This is a genomic window from Paractinoplanes toevensis, assembly GCF_018332695.1.
GTDB classification, from domain to species: Bacteria; Actinomycetota; Actinomycetes; order Mycobacteriales; family Micromonosporaceae; genus Actinoplanes; species Actinoplanes toevensis.
On sequence record NZ_BOQN01000083.1, the window covers coordinates 60,199 to 74,786 of the forward strand.

Sequence of the window (14,588 nt, forward strand, 5' to 3'; positions counted from 1 at the left end):
AGATTACCACTCAAGTCTTGAGGATGAGCCGGGTCGGCTCCATCCTCGGGAGGTCATGCGGTGCGACGGAACGCTGTCCTGTTTGTGGTCATCTCCCTGGTGTCCGGGTTCGGCAGCACCGCCATGACCCTGTCCGCCGGCATCTGGGTCTTCGACCTGACCGGCTCACCGGGCATCGCGGCCCTCACCGGGCTGTGCATCTACGCGCCGACGCTAGCGGCGCCGTGGCTCGGCGCGCTGGTCGACCGCCTGCCCCGCCGTCCGCTGATGATCTGGACCGACCTGCTGCTGGCCGCGATCATGCTGACCCTGCTGACGGTCTCGGCGGCCCGTGACGCCTGGCTGATCTACGCGGTGCTGCTGGCCCGCGGCGTCAGCTACGTGCTGATCGACGCGGGCGAGACCGCGATCCTGCCGTCCGCGCTGCCCCCGGACCGCCTCGGCGACGTCAACGGCTGGCGCACCAGCGCCCAGGAGGGCATGAAGCTGGTCGCCCCGCTGGCCGGCGCCGGCCTCTACGCCTGGACCGGCCCGACCCCGGTGGTGCTGCTCGCCGCCGCGATGCCGCTGCTCACCGCCGCCTGCTACGCGTTGCTACGGCTGAACCTGCCGACAACGGCGAATGCGACGGACGTCGCCTCGACGCAGGAGAGTGCTCCGACGAGGGGGAGGCCCGGGCAGGTCCGGGACGGGCTGCGGGCGCTGTTCGGGAATCCGGCCGTTCGGGTGCCGGTGCTGGTCGCGGCCGTCGCCATCGGGCTCTCCGGGCTCACCAACGCGGGGGTCATCGCGCAGGTCACGCAGGGGCTGCACCTGCCGGCCACCCGGCTCGGGTTTCTCTCCACCGCGCAGGGCGCGGGATCCATCGTGAGCGGTCTGGTGGCCGGGCGGCTGCTGGCCCGGCGCGGCCCGGCGGCGATCGCGGCGCTGGGCGCGCTCGTCTTCGGCGCCGGGTGCGTGGCGTCCGCGATGCCGTGGTGGCCGTCGATGATCGCGGGCAGCGCGCTGGCCGGCATCGGCCTGGTCTGGGCGCTGATCGCCGGGATGACCGTGGTGCAGACCGAGACCCCGGACCACCTGCTCGGCCGGGTCGGCGCCACCTCCACGACGGTCATGTTCGGGCCGGTCGCGGTGGCCATCCCGCTCGGCGCGGTAGCTGTCCAACTCGGACCCGCCGCGCCGCTGCTGATCGCCGCCGCCCTGACCGCGCCGATAGCGGTGCTGACTCTCGCCGGTGCTCGTCGGCACTCCGCTGCGGTAACCGCCGCCTAGCCGAGGGCGGCGTTCATGGCGGCCAAATAGCCCTCGCGCTGGCCCGCGTCGTTCGGGTGGAACGAGTTGTTCGGCGGGAACGTCACCGCGTTCAGCCACGGGGTCGCCGCGCAGGCTCCGTGGCCCGCGAACGCCGGGCGTACGTCGACGTAGCGGAAGCCGGCCGCGGTCGCCTCGGCCTCGATGACCCGGTTCAGGACGTCGATGGTGTCGTTGACGGCCTCGCGTTCTCCGGTGGTGAGGAGGCGGCAACCCAGCCTGCCGGTGCGGAAGAAGCGCGGGTAGCCGAAGACCAGCACCGACGTCTCGGGGGCCCGGCTGCGGATCTCCCGGTAAAGCTGCCGGAGCCGGCCCGGCAGCACCGTCCTGGCCAGTTTGCTGCCCCGCGCGGCACCGGCCAGGCAGCTCGCGGGGCGGGGGTCGACGACGCACACGGTCATGGTGTCGGCGAAGCCGATGTCGTTGCCGCCGGCCGTCACGGTGACCAGGGTGGTCGCCGGGGTCAGGCTCGGCAGTTGGGTCCGCCGGACGCTCTCCACCCCGGCGCCGGAGCAGGCGATATGCACGAGGTGGTAATCGGGGTGGGCTTTCGCCCACCGGACCGGGTAGGCGTTGGTGTTGCGCCGGCAACTGCCGCCGCTCTCGCTGCCGCCGCTGCCCACCCCGGCCGAGTACGAGTCACCCAGCGCGACGTAGCGCAGCGGGGCCGGTCCCGGGCCGGCCACGGCGCAGGCGGGGTCGACGACCAGGGTGAGGATGAGCGCGAGGGCGGCGACGGCGCGTGGCCGGAACAATCTCACACGATGATCAACGCGTTACTGGCCGATCAGGGTGCGGTAGGCGCTGATGTCGGCCGGGTCGGTCGTCGCGCATCCGATGTAGTCGTCCGGGCGTACCAGGAAAAGCGTCGGCTCGCGTACGTCGTACGCCTCCATGGTTGCCGGATCGGAGATCCGGTGGGCTGGTTCGAAGGGCAGGTCGCCGTCCCAGCCGAGGGCGAGCAGGGTGGCGTGCGGGCCGCGGAGCAGGTCGAAGATGCGGCGGCCGTCGGGCAGCAGGCCGTCGGGGGCGCGGTCGCCGGCCCGGATCAGGCCGGGCGTCACGCGATGCTCGGCGGCGAGCGGGCCGCCCCGGTAGGTGAGGGACAGCTGGCGCAGTTCCGGGTCGGTGCGGCGCATCGCGTCGGCCTCGCCGTCGACGTGCCGCTGGTGCAGGCGGGTGGTGATGCCCAGGACGTCCGCGGCGACGGGCAGGCGTTCCGCCTCGTACGTGTCGAGGAGCGGGTCGTCGCCGGTCGCGAGTTTCCAGCCCAGGTTCCAGGCGTCCTGGATGCCGGTGTTGAGGCCCTGGCCACCGGCCGGGGAGTGCACGTGGGCGGCGTCGCCGGCCAGGAAGACGTTGCCGGCCCGATAGCGGGCGACCATCCGGATGTTGGCCCGGAAGTGCGACGTCCAGCCGACGTGGGTGACCTTCAGGGACGGGTCGACCGAGGCGACCAGTTCCTCGACGGACTGGTCGGTGGGCGGGGCGGTGAGCTGGAAGTCGTCGGTGCCGGGGAGCGGGCACAGGCCGAGCCGGAGGGAGCGGGCGGCGGCGCCGGGCCAGATGTGCCAGTTGCCGCGGTCGAGATCGTCGATCCGGACGTCGGCGATGAACAGGCGCTCGGTCTCGTGGGTCTCGCCCTCGAACGGCACGCCGAGCCGCTGCCGGACGGTGCTCCGGCCGCCGTCCGCCCCGACCAGGTAACGGCAGGTCACGGTCTCGCCGGTGTCGAGCGTGACGTGCACCCCCGCCGTGTCCTGGGTGAAGGCCGACAGGCCGGTGCCGTACTCGATCGGGATGCCCTCGGCGAGCAGGGACGATGTGCGCCACTGCGGGACCATCAGCAGATTCGGGTACGGCACCGGGGGCGTGGGGTCGTGCGGTTCGTCCATCCGTTGCCGCATCTCCCCGCCGCCGGGCAGGTGGATGAGCAGCTCGGGGTAGTCGCCGCCGTGCTTCTGGAACTGCGTGATCAGGCCCAGGTCGTCGAGGATCTCCTGGGTGCGGGGCTGGATGCCCTTGCCGCGGGAGCCGGTGAACGGCGACTCCTCCTTCTCGACGATGCGGAACGGGACGCCGCGGCGCTGGAGCTCGCGGGCCAGGGTGAGGCCGGTGGGTCCGGCGCCGACGATCATTATGAATTCTGATTCAGTGAACATGGATTCACCGTACGGCAGGTTGATATTCTGCGTCAATGGCGGAGACGGGCGTGCGCAAGCTGCGGGCGGCGCAGACCGAGGCGGAGCTGAAGGCCGCGGCGATCCGGGTGTTCGCGCGGACCGGCTATCTCAACGCCAAGATCACCGACATCACGGCGGAGGCCGGCCGGGCGACCGGGTCGTTCTACCAGCACTTCGCGAGCAAGGAGAAGCTGCTCGAAGCGTTGCTGGCCGAGCTGCTGCTCGAAGGGGACGAGTCAGCCGCGGCGCCGGGGCACGGCGAGGATTTCCGCGACCGGGCCGCGGTCCGCTATCACGTGGCGGCGTTCTGGGGCTTCTACCGACGGCATCACGTGGTGATGGACGCGCTGCGGCAGGCGGCGATCGTCGACCCGGAGTTCGAGCGGGTCGTCCAGTCGATGATGGAGCCCGACCGCGGGCACATCGCCGCTCACCTGGCCAAACTCGACCTGCCGGGGGAGCCGCTCGTCATCGCGTCGATCTTCGGCGCGCTGGTGTCGACGTTCGCGGCGGAATGGATGTCGAAACTGCCGGATGACGAGGCCATCGAGACGCTGACCTCGTTCATCTACGGGGGCATCGGCGGCAACCGGGTATGAAGGAGCCGGGCCGGGCACGCCATTGTGCCCGGCCCGGAGATCAGCTGTTGCTGTTGCGCAGTGCCTTGCGGTAATCGCTGTTCAGGCGCCCGATGAGGGTCAGCGGAATGCCCTTCGGGCAGACCGTGGTGCACTCACCCATGTTGGTGCAGCCGCCGAAGCCGGCGTCGTCCTGCGCCTGCAGCATGTCCAGCACCCGGGTGTCCCGCTCCGGCTGGCCCTGCGGAACCAGACCCAGGTGGGCCACCTTCGCCGCGGTGAACAGCATCGCCGAACCGTTCGGGCAGGCCGCGACGCAGGCGCCGCAGCCGATGCAGGTGGCCGCCTCGAACGCCAGGTCGGCGTCCTTCTTGGGTACGGGCGTCGCGTGCGCCTCGGGGGCGGCACCGGTCGGCGCGGTGATGTAGCCACCGGCCTGGATGATCTTGTCGAACGCGGTGCGGTCGACCACCAGGTCCTTGATGACCGGGAAGGCGGCGGCCCGCCACGGCTCGACGTCGATCACGTCACCGTTCTTGAAGTGCCGCATGTGCAGCTGGCAGGTGGTGGTGGCCCGCTCGGGGCCGTGCGCCACACCGTCGATGACCATGCTGCACGCGCCGCAGATGCCCTCGCGGCAGTCGTGGTCGAACGCGACCGGGTCGTCCCCGTCGAGGATCAGCTTCTCGTTCAGGACGTCGAGCATCTCCAGGAAGGATGCGTCGGGGGAGATGTCCTTGACGTCGTAGGTCACCATCCGGCCCTTGTCGGACGAGTCGGTCTGGCGCCACACGCGAACCTGGATGTCCATTACTTGTAGCTCCGGGTGCTCGGGTGGACGTACTCGAATTCGAGCTGTTCCTTGTGCAGGGTGGGCTTCTGGTCGGCACCGAAGTACTCCCAGGCGGCGGCGTACGCGAACTCGTCGTCGTGGCGCAGCGCCTCGCCGTCCGGGGTCTGCGACTCGGCCCGGAAGTGGCCGCCGCAGGACTCCCGGCGGTGCAGCGCGTCGATGCACATCAGTTCGCCCAGCTCGAAGAAGTCGGCGACCCGGCCGGCCTTCTCCAGGTTCTGGTTGAGCTGCTCGCCGGTGCCCGGCACCTTGACCCGCTGCCAGAACTCGTCCTTCAGCGCCCGGATGAGGCCGATGGCCTTGGTCAGGCCCTCCTCGGTGCGCTCCATGCCGCAGTACTCCCACATGATGTGGCCGAGCTCGCGGTGGAACGAGTCCACGGTCCGGTCACCGTCGATCGACAGGAACTTCGCGATGCGGTCCTCGACGGCCTGGCGGGCGGCGACGACCTCCTCGTGATCCGGCGAGATCTTTTCGTACGGCCCACTCGCGAGATAGTTGCCCAGCGTCGTCGGCAGCACGAAGTACCCGTCGCCGAGACCCTGCATCAGCGCGGACGCGCCGAGCCGGTTCGCGCCGTGGTCGGAGAAGTTCGCCTCGCCCACCACGAACAGACCGGGGATCGTCGACTGCAGGTCGTAGTCGACCCACAGGCCACCCATCGTGTAGTGCACGGCCGGGTAGATCCGCATCGGAACCTGGTACGGGTTCTCGCCGGTGATCCGCTCGTACATCTCGAACAGGTTGCCGTACTTGGCCTCGACCGCCTTCTGGCCGAGCCGCGCGATCGCGTCCGCGAAGTCCAGGTAGACGCCGAGCCCGCCCGGGCCGACGCCGCGACCCTCGTCGCACACGTTCTTGGCCGCCCGGGACGCGATGTCCCGCGGCACCAGGTTGCCGAAGGACGGGTAGATCCGCTCGAGGTAGTAGTCGCGCTCGTCCTCGGGGATGTCGCCCGGTTTTCTGGAATCGCCGGCGGCGCGCGGCACCCACACCCGGCCGTCGTTGCGCAGCGACTCGCTCATCAGGGTGAGCTTGCTCTGGTGCGTGCCCGACTCGGGGATGCAGGTGGGGTGGATCTGGGTGTAGCAGGGGTTCGCGAACAGCGCGCCCTTGCGGTGCGCCCGCCACGACGCGGTGACGTTGCAGCCCTTGGCGTTGGTGGAGAGGAAGAAGACGTTGCCGTAGCCGCCCGAGGCCAAGACGACGGCGTCCGCCATCTCGGTGGTGATCTCGCCGGTCACCATGTCCCGGACCACGATGCCGCGGGCCTTGCCGTCCACGACGATCAGCTCGAGCATCTCGTGCCGGGCGTTCATCTCGATGTTGCCGAGACCGATCTGCCGTTCCATCGCCTGGTAGGCCCCGAGCAGCAGCTGCTGACCGGTTTGCCCGCGGGCGTAGAACGTGCGGGACACCTGGGTGCCGCCGAACGAGCGGTTGTCCAGCAGGCCGCCGTACTCCCGGGCGAACGGGACGCCCTGGGCCACGCACTGGTCGATGATGTTCACCGACACGCTGGCCAGGCGGTACACGTTCGACTCGCGGGCGCGGAAGTCGCCGCCCTTCACCGTGTCGTAGAAGAGCCGGTAGATCGAGTCACCGTCGTTGCGGTAGTTCTTGGCCGCGTTGATGCCGCCCTGCGCCGCGATCGAGTGCGCCCGGCGCGGGCTGTCCTGGTAGCAGTACGACTTGACGTGGTAACCGGCCTCGGCCAGGGTCGCCGCGGCCGAGCCGCCGGCCAGGCCGGTGCCGACCACGATCACCGTGAGCTTGCGGCGGTTGGCCGGGTTGACCAGCTTGGCGGAGAACTTGCGGCGCTCCCAGCGGGTCTCGATCGGCCCGTCGGGGGCGGCGGTGTCGGCAATGGGGTCGCCGTCGTTCCAGAAGTCAGTCATCAGTCCACCAATCCGGTCATGACCGCGAACGGCACCGAGAGGTAGCCGACGACCAAAATGAGCGACAGAACCAGGGCGGAGGCCCGGGCGATCCGCTCACCCTTGGCGGTCTGCTGGCCCAGGGTGCGTACGGCGCTGAAGATGCCGTGCCGCAGGTGGAAACCGACCGCCACGATCGCGAGCGTGTAGAACAGCGTCACGTACCAGCGGTCGAGCGCGAAGTCGGCGACCACGTTCGCGTACGGGTGGGACTTGTCCCCGACCGGGTTGAGCGTGCCGGTGGTCAGGTCGAGGATGTGGAAGATCACGAAGAGCAGGACGATCACGCCGCCCCAGCGCATCGTGCGGGCCGCGTAGCTGCCCTGCACCTTGGGCCGGTGCGCGTACTTGACCGGCCGGGCCGCGGCGGCCCGGCGAGCCAGGATGATCGCCGCGGCGATGTGCGCGACCACCGCGATCGTCAGGCCGCCCCGCTGGATCCACAGGAACCAGGTCTTGGGCAACAGCGGCGTGGCGATGGTCCGCAGCCAGTGCGCGTAGTGATCGAAGGCCTCCGCACCGAAGAAGATCTTCAGGTTGCCGATCATGTGCAGGTACAGGAACAGGATCAGCAGGATGCCGGTCACGGCCATGATGATCTTGAGCAGGACGGACGAGGTCCGCTTCCTGCTCCGCACCGGCGCGGCCGGCGCCTTGGGAACTTTCGTGTCTACCGCCACAGGAATGACGGTATGAAGTCCCTGGCGATTCGTCTAATGCATGATCGGGTAGGTAACGATAGAGATAGGCTATGGGGGTGCAGCTCCAGCAGCTTCGTTACTTCCTGGCAGTCGTAGAAACCCGGCATTTCACCCAGGCGGCTGACAATCTGGGCGTCTCTCAGCCAACTTTAAGTAAGCAGATTCACACGCTCGAACAGAGCCTCGGCGCGCCCCTGTTCGAACGCATCCGCGGCGCCGCCGCCCTCACCGTCGCCGGCGAAACCCTCCTGCCGATGGCCCAGCGCATGGTGGCCGACGCCGACGCCGCCCGCGAGGCCGTCCAGGACATCGTCGGCCTGCGCCGCGGCGACGTCCGCCTGGGAGCGACCCCGAGCCTCTGCTCGTCGCTGGTCCCCGAGGTGCTGCGCACCTTCCGGGCCGGACACCCCGACATCCAGCTGTACGTGAACGAGGGCAGCTCCCAGGACCTGATCGAGAACCTGCTGGCCCACACGCTCGACCTGGCCCTGATCGTGCAGCCCGACCTGGGCGTCGACCCGGCCCTGACCACCACCCCCGTGCTGCGGGAGAGCCTGGTGGTGGCGTCCGCGTTCGACCGCCCGCCACCCACCACGCACGGCCAGATCGCCCTGTCCGAGCTGGAACACACACCGCTGGTGATGTTCCGGGCCGGCTACGACATCCGCGGCGTCACCCTGGAGGCCTGCCACCAGGCCGGCTTCACCCCGAAGTTCGCGGTCGAGGGCGGCGAGATGGACGCGGTACTGGCCTTCGTCGAGGCCGGCCTGGGCGTGGCGCTGGTGCCGAGCATGGTGCTGGCCAATCGCCCCATGCTGCGGGCAACGCCGCTGGCGCCGCCCGGCATGCGCCGGACGATCGCTTTGGCCCACCGCAAACGGTCCGTGCTCCCACACGCGGCAGAAGCATTGCGTACGACGCTGCTGGCGCACGTGGCCACGCAGGAACTGCCCTCCGGCGTACGCCCGCTCTAGAAGCGCGTTCCGTTCTGCCAGTGCTGATAGAGCGCGATGTCGCCGTGGACCGCTCGCGGTTCGCGACGGCGGTTGAGGATCAGCAGCAGTTCGGTCACCGGCGCGACGACGATGGCCTTGGCGGCCTTACCCCCGTCCCGCCAGGTGATGCTGCCGGGCGAGAGCGTGACCAGCCACGAGTCGTGGGTGTCGGTCGCGGTGAAGAGCAGCGTCTCGTCGTTGCCGCGCACCTTGGCCAGGTAGGACATGGTGTCCAGGAAGTCGGCCACGCCGTCCGCCGCCAGGTCGGGCGCGAGGTCGCCGTCCGGCTCGGCGTCGAAGCGATGCACGATCAGGTCGTGCAGCATGCGGCGCTGCCAGAACCCGGCAGTCTGATATTTCGGCTGCCAGGTCCACACCCGGTTGCCGAACCCGAGGTCGTCGACCGCCGCGTTGAGCCGCCGCACCCCGGCGGCCAGCCAGTCGGCCCAGTCGTGCGGGTCGGCGGGTGCGTCGACCAGCCGGTATTCGGCCATGCTGGTGCGTCGGTCCTCGATGATTCCAGCGGCCAGGCGGTGACCGGTGCCGACGTGGGTGATCAGGTCCCGGACCGTCCACTCGGGGCAGCTCGGCACGGTCTCGTCCGGCGAGCGATTGGTGACGGCCGCGGCCAGCCGGTCGGCCTCGGCCTCCAGCTCCGCGGCGTAGCGAGCGTCCGGCAGCCATCCCATGCCGCGACCCTACCCATCGACCCGCAGCGGATTCTGCCCCGCGAGCCGGTGGTATGCCTGCCGGATCTGCTCTGGAGTGCACCGTTGCGGCTCGGACCCCAGGCGACGATCTCGCGGACCTCTGGTCGGGGCGTCGGCGCCGGCAGGACCTTCACCGCCTTGCCGTCGAGCGGTGCCGTTGACGATCGGTTGTAATCGGCGGAGCCGGACGCTACCGGGTGCGTTCGCGGTATTCCGATCTTCAATCGCCGGGCCACGATCTTTCGATTTTCGGTCGCCGTTCCATGTCCCTTTGCGACGGAGCGTATAGATCGGTGACAAATACTCTTCGTGTCGATCAATAGGGTCTCGGGGGGATGGCCGATTTCGGTCGGAAGAGCAGCCGATTCGCGCGGCGCGGGTGGTCCTGGCTGCGGATTCGTCTGGTGACATCTGCCAAGCGCCAGTTTCTCTGTTGCTCGACGTGAATCTGTGGCTACTATTCGGCCTCGTCCAAAGACGACCTTGGGTAACCGCCCGAAGGGAAGTGTCATGTCGGATCCGCTATGGCGCGAGCCGCTGCCGGAGCATGATCCGGAAATGGGACAGGCCGTCAGTCCCGGCGTTCGCGTGATGCTCGCCGGGATGATCGTCATTGTGCTGGTCCTGGTGGCCGGCGGCACCGCCTGGTGGCTCTACGCGCAGAAGCCGGTCGCCACCGGCACCGAGAACCGGGCCGTCGCCGGGCCCTGCGACGAGACCCTGCTGCACGTCGTCGCCGCCCCGGAGATCGCGCCCGCGGTCGAGGAGGCGGCGCGCAGCCTCAACCCCGACAGCGGGTGCGGGCCGATCTCCGTCACCGCGCAGGAGCCGGCCGTCACGGCGCTCGCGGCCCAGCAGCCCGACGTGTGGATTCCGTCGAGCAGCGTCTGGCTGCGGATCGCGCTGGTGGGCGGGATCAACGCGTACCGCCTGGAAGGTGGGCCGATCGCCCGCAGCCCGATCGTCCTGGCCGCACCTACCGCCGTCGCCGCGAAATTCGCCAAGGGTGACCAGACCTCCTGGCTTCAGTTGATGACCGGTGTCGCCGGGCATCAGATCCCGGCCGTCACCATGCCCGACCCGCTGCACTCGAGCGTCGGCCTGCTCGCCGTCTACGCGATCCAGGCGGCCATGGTGCAGAGCACGCCCGACGCCGGCATCGCGCAGCTGCGCGCGCTGACCCTGCGCAGCCGGCTCAAGGACGCCTCGGCCGACCCGGCGGAACTGCTGCGCAGGGTCGCCGCGCAGACGGACGCGGACGCCGTCGCCAACGACGTGGGGGTCTTCCCGATCACCGAGCAGCAGCTCACCATGTACCAGCGCGGCGGGAACACGGTCGCGTTGAAGGGCTCCTACCCGTCGGACGGGCTGGTCGAGGCGGACTATCCGTTCGCGATCTCGACCTCGACCAAGCAGGGCGCGCTGGCCGAGCGGCTGCGGGCGGCGATCAGCGTGCCGGCGATCACCGAGGCGGGCTTCCGGGCCTACAAGATGCCGCTCTCGATCGAGGTGCCGGAGCGCTCCGACCAGGTGCTCGACCCGGCCGTCCAGTGGGCGCAGTACCGCGCGCTCGAGTTCCAGGTGCTGCTGCTGATCGACTCGTCCGGCTCGATGAACAAGCCGGCCACCGACAAGACCGGCCGCACCACCACCAAGGCCGGGCTGCTGCGGCAGTCCGGGCTCGCCGCGGCCCAGCTGTTCGGCGACGAGACCAGCATCGGCATGTGGACCTTCAACACGCCGAAACCGGAGAGCCCACCGCACGTCGAGGTGGTGCCGTTCGGCCCGATCACCGGCCGGGCCGGCGGCACGGGCCGGCGGGACGCGCTGGCCGCGGCGATCACCGGTTACACCGCGCCCAACCAGGCCGGCACCCCGCTGTTCCAGACCATCCTGGACGCCCGGGCGGCGATGAAACCGCGGGTCAAGCCCCGGGCCAACACGATGATCATCGTGTTGAGCGACGGCTCGGACGCCGAGTCGAAGTACACGATGCCGAAGAAGACGTTCCTGACCCGGCTCGCGAAGGAGGGCGACGCGCAGCGGCCGGTGCCGGTCATCGGGGTGGGCTTCGGGCCGGACGCGGACATGGCCACGCTCAACGACATCGCGAAGGTGACCGGCGGTAAGGCGATCGCCGCGAAGGACCCGGCCGACCTGGCATCGGCGCTGGCCAAGGCGTTCCTGGCCGCGCACGCGCCGGCCTAGCCTCGCTTCAGCAACGCAGGCGCGGTGCCAGGCCGGCCGCGTCGGCGCCGCGGTCGCGGTAGGTGCCTTCCAGGAAATCGAGCAGACGCTGTACGTCGCCGAACGTGGAGGCGACACCGAACGAGACCCGGACCGCGCCGCCGCTGGGCAGGCCGATCATCGTCAGGTAATCGTCGATCGTGCGTACGCCCCAGCGGGCCGAACCACGCAGCTGCCGCCGGCCGATGTCGAAGGCGCCCTCGCCGGCGCCCGGGTTGCAGAAGCAGCCGGTGCGCAGCGACAGGCCCTGGGTGGCGGCCTCGGTGGCGACCAGGCGCTCGTCGACGATCCGGCCGTCCGGGTCGAGCAGGTTGAAAGCGACCGTGCCGCCCCGGTGGTCCAGGCCGGTCGGGCCGTAGATGTGGCACATCGGGTTGCCGTTGGCGTGCCGCAGCACGACCAGGCGGTCCAGCAGCCAGCCGGTGAGCGTGCGCACCCGCTCGCGGATCAACTCCGGGCCGATCGCGGTCAGCCAGGACAGTCCGAACTCGACGTCCGGGATGTGCAGGAAGTTGAGGGTGCCGTCCTCGAACGCGGTCTCGTCCGGGGCCAGCTGGTGCCACTCGGCGCCGACGCTGACCGCGGCGATCGTGCCACCGGCGAACCACGGCCGGCGCAGCTTCGCCAGGGCGTCCCGCCGGGCGACCAGGCAGCCGACACCGGTCGGGTAGCCGAGCACCTTGTACCAGCTGATCGGCACGAAGTCCGGTTTGACCCGGCTCAGGTCGAGCGGGTTGGCCGGCAGGTAGGCGGCCACGTCGAGCAGTACGTCGTACCCGTTGTCGTGGGCCTTCTCGACCCAGCTCAACGGGTGCTGCACGCCGGTGAAGTTGCTCTGCGCCGGGAAGGCGAAGAGGCCCTTTCTCGGTTTCAGCGCCGCGTCGACCGCCGCGGAAGCGACCCGCAGGTCGGGTGGCACCAGCGGGACGTAGCGGCGGCGGCTGCCGGCCCGGCGGGCGAACTCGCGGATGCCGTTGACCGAGTTGTGGTTGTCGAACGTCATCACCAGATCGCGGCCCCGGCCGAACGGGTACGCCTCGCCGACCAGCCGGCACGCCCCGGACGCGTTCGGCGTGAAGATCACCGCATATTCGGCGGGATCCGCGTTCAGGAAGCGCAGGACTGCGCGCCGGGCCGAATCGACCAGCTCGGTGGAGGCGACCGACGCCGGGTTCTCCGAGTGCGGGTTGCCGAATGTCCGCGATCCGAGCCGCTCGTGGTGGGCGCGGAGCTGGGCCTGGGCGTACACCCCGGCGCCGGTGTAGTCGAGGTAGACGTGGTCGAGGTGCGAGTACTCGGTGGCGCGCAGCTCGTCGAGCCGGGTCGTGTCGCGGTAACTGGGGTAACGATCGAGGAAGTTCAGCTCAGCCACGGCGCCGCCCGCAGCGCAGGCGCAGCACCAGCACCGCGCCGGCCAGGAACAGCAGCGTCATGCCGCCGAGGATCAGCCAGTTCTGCCACGGCTCGCGGGCGAACGAGTCACCGTAGGTGGCCAGCAGCGGCGGGCCGAGCGGCGAACCGCCGTCGCGCCACAGCTCCTCCAGCCCGGCCGAATGCCCGAGTGCCTCGAACGACCAGCGGTTCGACATCGCGTAACTGAGCGCGCGGCCGACCGGGGCCATCACCGGGACCGGCAGGATCGCGCCGACGAACAGCACCTGCGGGAAGCAGAGCATCGGCAGCAGCAGGCTGGCCTGGGCCACGTCGGAGACGCTCGCCGAGCAGAGCAGGCCGAGCGCGAGAGCACAGGCCGAGGCGAGCAGCGCGGTCAGGTAGAGCTCGGCGAAGTGGCCGGTGGCCGGGAGTCGGTCGAGGCCCCGGAGCACGGCCAGCAGGAGCAGGTCGACGCAGGCCAGCGGGGGGAGCAGGAGAGCCACCTTGGCCGCGAGGTAGGGGCCGAGGCGCAGGCCGGCGAAGACCTCGCGGCGCAGGATCGGCAGCTCGGCGCAGATCTGCAGCAGGCCGTAGGTGAGGCCGAAGAAGAAGACCCCGAACGCGATCCAGAACAGGATCATCACGGTGGTGGCCGGGTCGGGGCGGCCCGGGTCGAACGCGCCGGCCCGGAACAGCATGAGGAACATCGCCAGGATCACCAGCGGCGACCCGATCAGGATCGCCAGGGTGAGCCGGTTGGCCCGCAGAATGTCGAGATTGCGCAGGCTGAGCAGGGCGGCCTGACGCAGCGGACCGGGCGTGCCCGGCGCCACTCGCCGACCACCTTCGGCTGCCGTCCCGGCGTCGGCGGCCGCCGTGGCGGCGCCGGTGTCTTCGGCTGCCGTGGCGGCGTCCACGGTGGAGGGCCAGGAAGGTGCGTCGGTCAGGCGGCCGTAGACGCCGGCTACGTCGTCGGCGCCGAAATGGCCGGGAGCCGCGGCCGGCGGGCCGGCGAAGACCAGGCGGCCACCCGGCGCCAGCACCACCACGGTGTCGCAGCGGTTGACGTCGGCCGGGTTGTGCGTGGTCAGCACGACCGGGACCCCGTCGGCGGCCAGCCCGCGCAGCAGCGTCAGCAACTCGGCCGCGGTGGCCGGGTCGAGGCCCGAGGTCGGCTCGTCGAGGAACAGGGCCCGCGGCCGGGCGAGCAACTCGACCGCGATGCTGGCCCGCTTGCGCTCGCCGCCGCTCAGGCTGCCCACCCGGGTGTCCGCCCGCCCGGTCAGGCCGAGCACGCCGAGAACCTCGGCGACCCGGTCCTCCACCCCGGCCCGGGACGTGCCGGCCGGCAGGCGCAGCCGGGCCGCGTAGCGCAGGGTGCGGGCGAGCGGCAGTTCCTGGTGGATGATGTCGTCCTGCGGCACGTAGCCGACGGTCGCGTCCGGCGCCGGCCGCCCGTCGTGGCGAACCGTGCCGCTCCCGGGCCGGCGCACCCCGGCCAGGGTTTCCAGCAGGGTCGTCTTACCGGCGCCGCTGGCCCCGATGATCGCGACCAGCTCACCCGGCCGCACGGTGAGGGAGACGTCGTCGAGCAGGCGGCGGCCACCGCGGGCGACCTGACCGAGGCCGTCGGCCTCGATCGGCAGGCCCGGCCGGACGGCAGCGCGCGGATCGTCCACAATCGGCACTCCGCCACGGT

At 70.6% G+C, this 14,588-nt stretch carries 12 protein-coding genes; 4 read left to right on the top strand and 8 right to left on the bottom strand.

Annotated features, from left to right (window positions below):
- Positions 1 to 60: 60 nt before the first annotated feature.
- Positions 61 to 1,272, top strand: a complete 1,212-nt coding sequence (locus tag Ato02nite_RS31470; protein WP_213010297.1) for an MFS transporter — start codon at positions 61 to 63, stop codon at positions 1,270 to 1,272.
- On the opposite strand, the gene Ato02nite_RS31475 is transcribed toward Ato02nite_RS31470, so the two are convergent.
- Entirely contained in the window at positions 1,269 to 2,066 is a 798-nt protein-coding gene (locus Ato02nite_RS31475) for an SGNH/GDSL hydrolase family protein (RefSeq protein ID WP_213010298.1), read from the bottom strand. The genes Ato02nite_RS31470 and Ato02nite_RS31475 overlap by 4 nt on opposite strands.
- A 21-nt stretch (positions 2,067 to 2,087) precedes the next feature.
- Complete coding sequence (locus Ato02nite_RS31480; RefSeq protein ID WP_213010299.1) at positions 2,088 to 3,473, bottom strand: FAD-dependent monooxygenase; 1,386 nt, start codon at positions 3,471 to 3,473, stop codon at positions 2,088 to 2,090.
- 35 nt (positions 3,474 to 3,508) lie between these two features.
- Between Ato02nite_RS31480 and Ato02nite_RS31485 the strand changes: the two genes are divergently transcribed.
- A complete protein-coding gene (locus tag Ato02nite_RS31485) occupies positions 3,509 to 4,093 on the top strand; it encodes a TetR/AcrR family transcriptional regulator (RefSeq protein WP_213010300.1) in 585 nt (194 codons plus the stop codon).
- A 40-nt stretch (positions 4,094 to 4,133) separates the two neighbouring features.
- Here the strand turns inward: Ato02nite_RS31485 and Ato02nite_RS31490 are convergent, their stop codons facing one another.
- From Ato02nite_RS31490 to Ato02nite_RS31500, 3 genes are read right to left on the bottom strand one after another with little or no spacing between them, the layout of a single operon-like run.
- Positions 4,134 to 4,883 carry a succinate dehydrogenase/fumarate reductase iron-sulfur subunit gene (locus Ato02nite_RS31490; protein WP_213010301.1) on the bottom strand — a complete coding sequence of 250 codons (750 nt, stop codon included), beginning with the start codon at positions 4,881 to 4,883 and terminating at the stop codon, positions 4,134 to 4,136.
- Complete coding sequence (locus Ato02nite_RS31495) at positions 4,883 to 6,823, bottom strand: fumarate reductase/succinate dehydrogenase flavoprotein subunit (protein WP_213010302.1); 1,941 nt, start codon at positions 6,821 to 6,823, stop codon at positions 4,883 to 4,885. The genes Ato02nite_RS31490 and Ato02nite_RS31495 overlap by 1 nt, the downstream gene beginning before the upstream one ends.
- Positions 6,823 to 7,500 (bottom strand): succinate dehydrogenase cytochrome b subunit, encoded by a 678-nt coding sequence (locus Ato02nite_RS31500; protein WP_281419847.1) that lies wholly within the window; start codon positions 7,498 to 7,500, stop codon positions 6,823 to 6,825. The genes Ato02nite_RS31495 and Ato02nite_RS31500 overlap by 1 nt, the downstream gene beginning before the upstream one ends.
- A gap of 113 nt (positions 7,501 to 7,613) precedes the next feature.
- On the opposite strand from Ato02nite_RS31500, the gene Ato02nite_RS31505 reads away from it, so the two are divergent.
- Positions 7,614 to 8,537 (top strand): LysR family transcriptional regulator, encoded by a 924-nt coding sequence (locus tag Ato02nite_RS31505; RefSeq protein WP_213010303.1) that lies wholly within the window; start codon positions 7,614 to 7,616, stop codon positions 8,535 to 8,537.
- Here Ato02nite_RS31505 and Ato02nite_RS31510 read toward each other — a convergent pair.
- Complete coding sequence (locus tag Ato02nite_RS31510; protein ID WP_213010304.1) at positions 8,534 to 9,247, bottom strand: maleylpyruvate isomerase family mycothiol-dependent enzyme; 714 nt, start codon at positions 9,245 to 9,247, stop codon at positions 8,534 to 8,536. The two genes, Ato02nite_RS31505 and Ato02nite_RS31510, sit on opposite strands and share 4 nt — an antisense overlap.
- Positions 9,248 to 9,778: 531 nt before the next feature.
- Between Ato02nite_RS31510 and Ato02nite_RS31515 the strand changes: the two genes are divergently transcribed.
- Positions 9,779 to 11,476: a substrate-binding domain-containing protein gene (locus tag Ato02nite_RS31515; protein WP_213010305.1), complete on the top strand. Its 1,698-nt coding sequence runs from the start codon at positions 9,779 to 9,781 to the stop codon at positions 11,474 to 11,476.
- Positions 11,477 to 11,483: 7 nt separating this feature from the next.
- Here the strand turns inward: Ato02nite_RS31515 and Ato02nite_RS31520 are convergent, their stop codons facing one another.
- Both Ato02nite_RS31520 and Ato02nite_RS31525 read right to left on the bottom strand, forming a co-directional pair.
- On the bottom strand, positions 11,484 to 12,887 hold the full coding sequence (locus Ato02nite_RS31520) for an aminotransferase class V-fold PLP-dependent enzyme (protein WP_213010306.1): 1,404 nt from the start codon (positions 12,885 to 12,887) through the stop codon (positions 11,484 to 11,486).
- A complete protein-coding gene (locus tag Ato02nite_RS31525; RefSeq protein WP_246607635.1) occupies positions 12,880 to 14,577 on the bottom strand; it encodes an ATP-binding cassette domain-containing protein in 1,698 nt (565 codons plus the stop codon). Before Ato02nite_RS31525 ends, Ato02nite_RS31520 begins: the two co-directional genes overlap by 8 nt.
- Between the last annotated feature and the right edge of the window lie 11 nt (positions 14,578 to 14,588).

Excerpts from the sequence above, each read along its gene's own strand:
- Ato02nite_RS31515 (WP_213010305.1), top strand. The coding sequence starts at position 9,779 with ATGTCGGATCCGCTATGGCGCGAGCCGCTGCCGGAGCATGATCCGGAA.
- Ato02nite_RS31510 (WP_213010304.1), bottom strand. The coding sequence starts at position 9,247 with ATGGGATGGCTGCCGGACGCTCGCTACGCCGCGGAGCTGGAGGCCGAG.
- Ato02nite_RS31480 (WP_213010299.1), bottom strand. The coding sequence starts at position 3,473 with ATGTTCACTGAATCAGAATTCATAATGATCGTCGGCGCCGGACCCACC.
- Ato02nite_RS31495 (WP_213010302.1), bottom strand. The coding sequence starts at position 6,823 with ATGACTGACTTCTGGAACGACGGCGACCCCATTGCCGACACCGCCGCC.
- Ato02nite_RS31490 (WP_213010301.1), bottom strand. The coding sequence starts at position 4,883 with ATGGACATCCAGGTTCGCGTGTGGCGCCAGACCGACTCGTCCGACAAG.
- Ato02nite_RS31485 (WP_213010300.1), top strand. The coding sequence starts at position 3,509 with ATGGCGGAGACGGGCGTGCGCAAGCTGCGGGCGGCGCAGACCGAGGCG.
- Ato02nite_RS31505 (WP_213010303.1), top strand. The coding sequence starts at position 7,614 with ATGGGGGTGCAGCTCCAGCAGCTTCGTTACTTCCTGGCAGTCGTAGAA.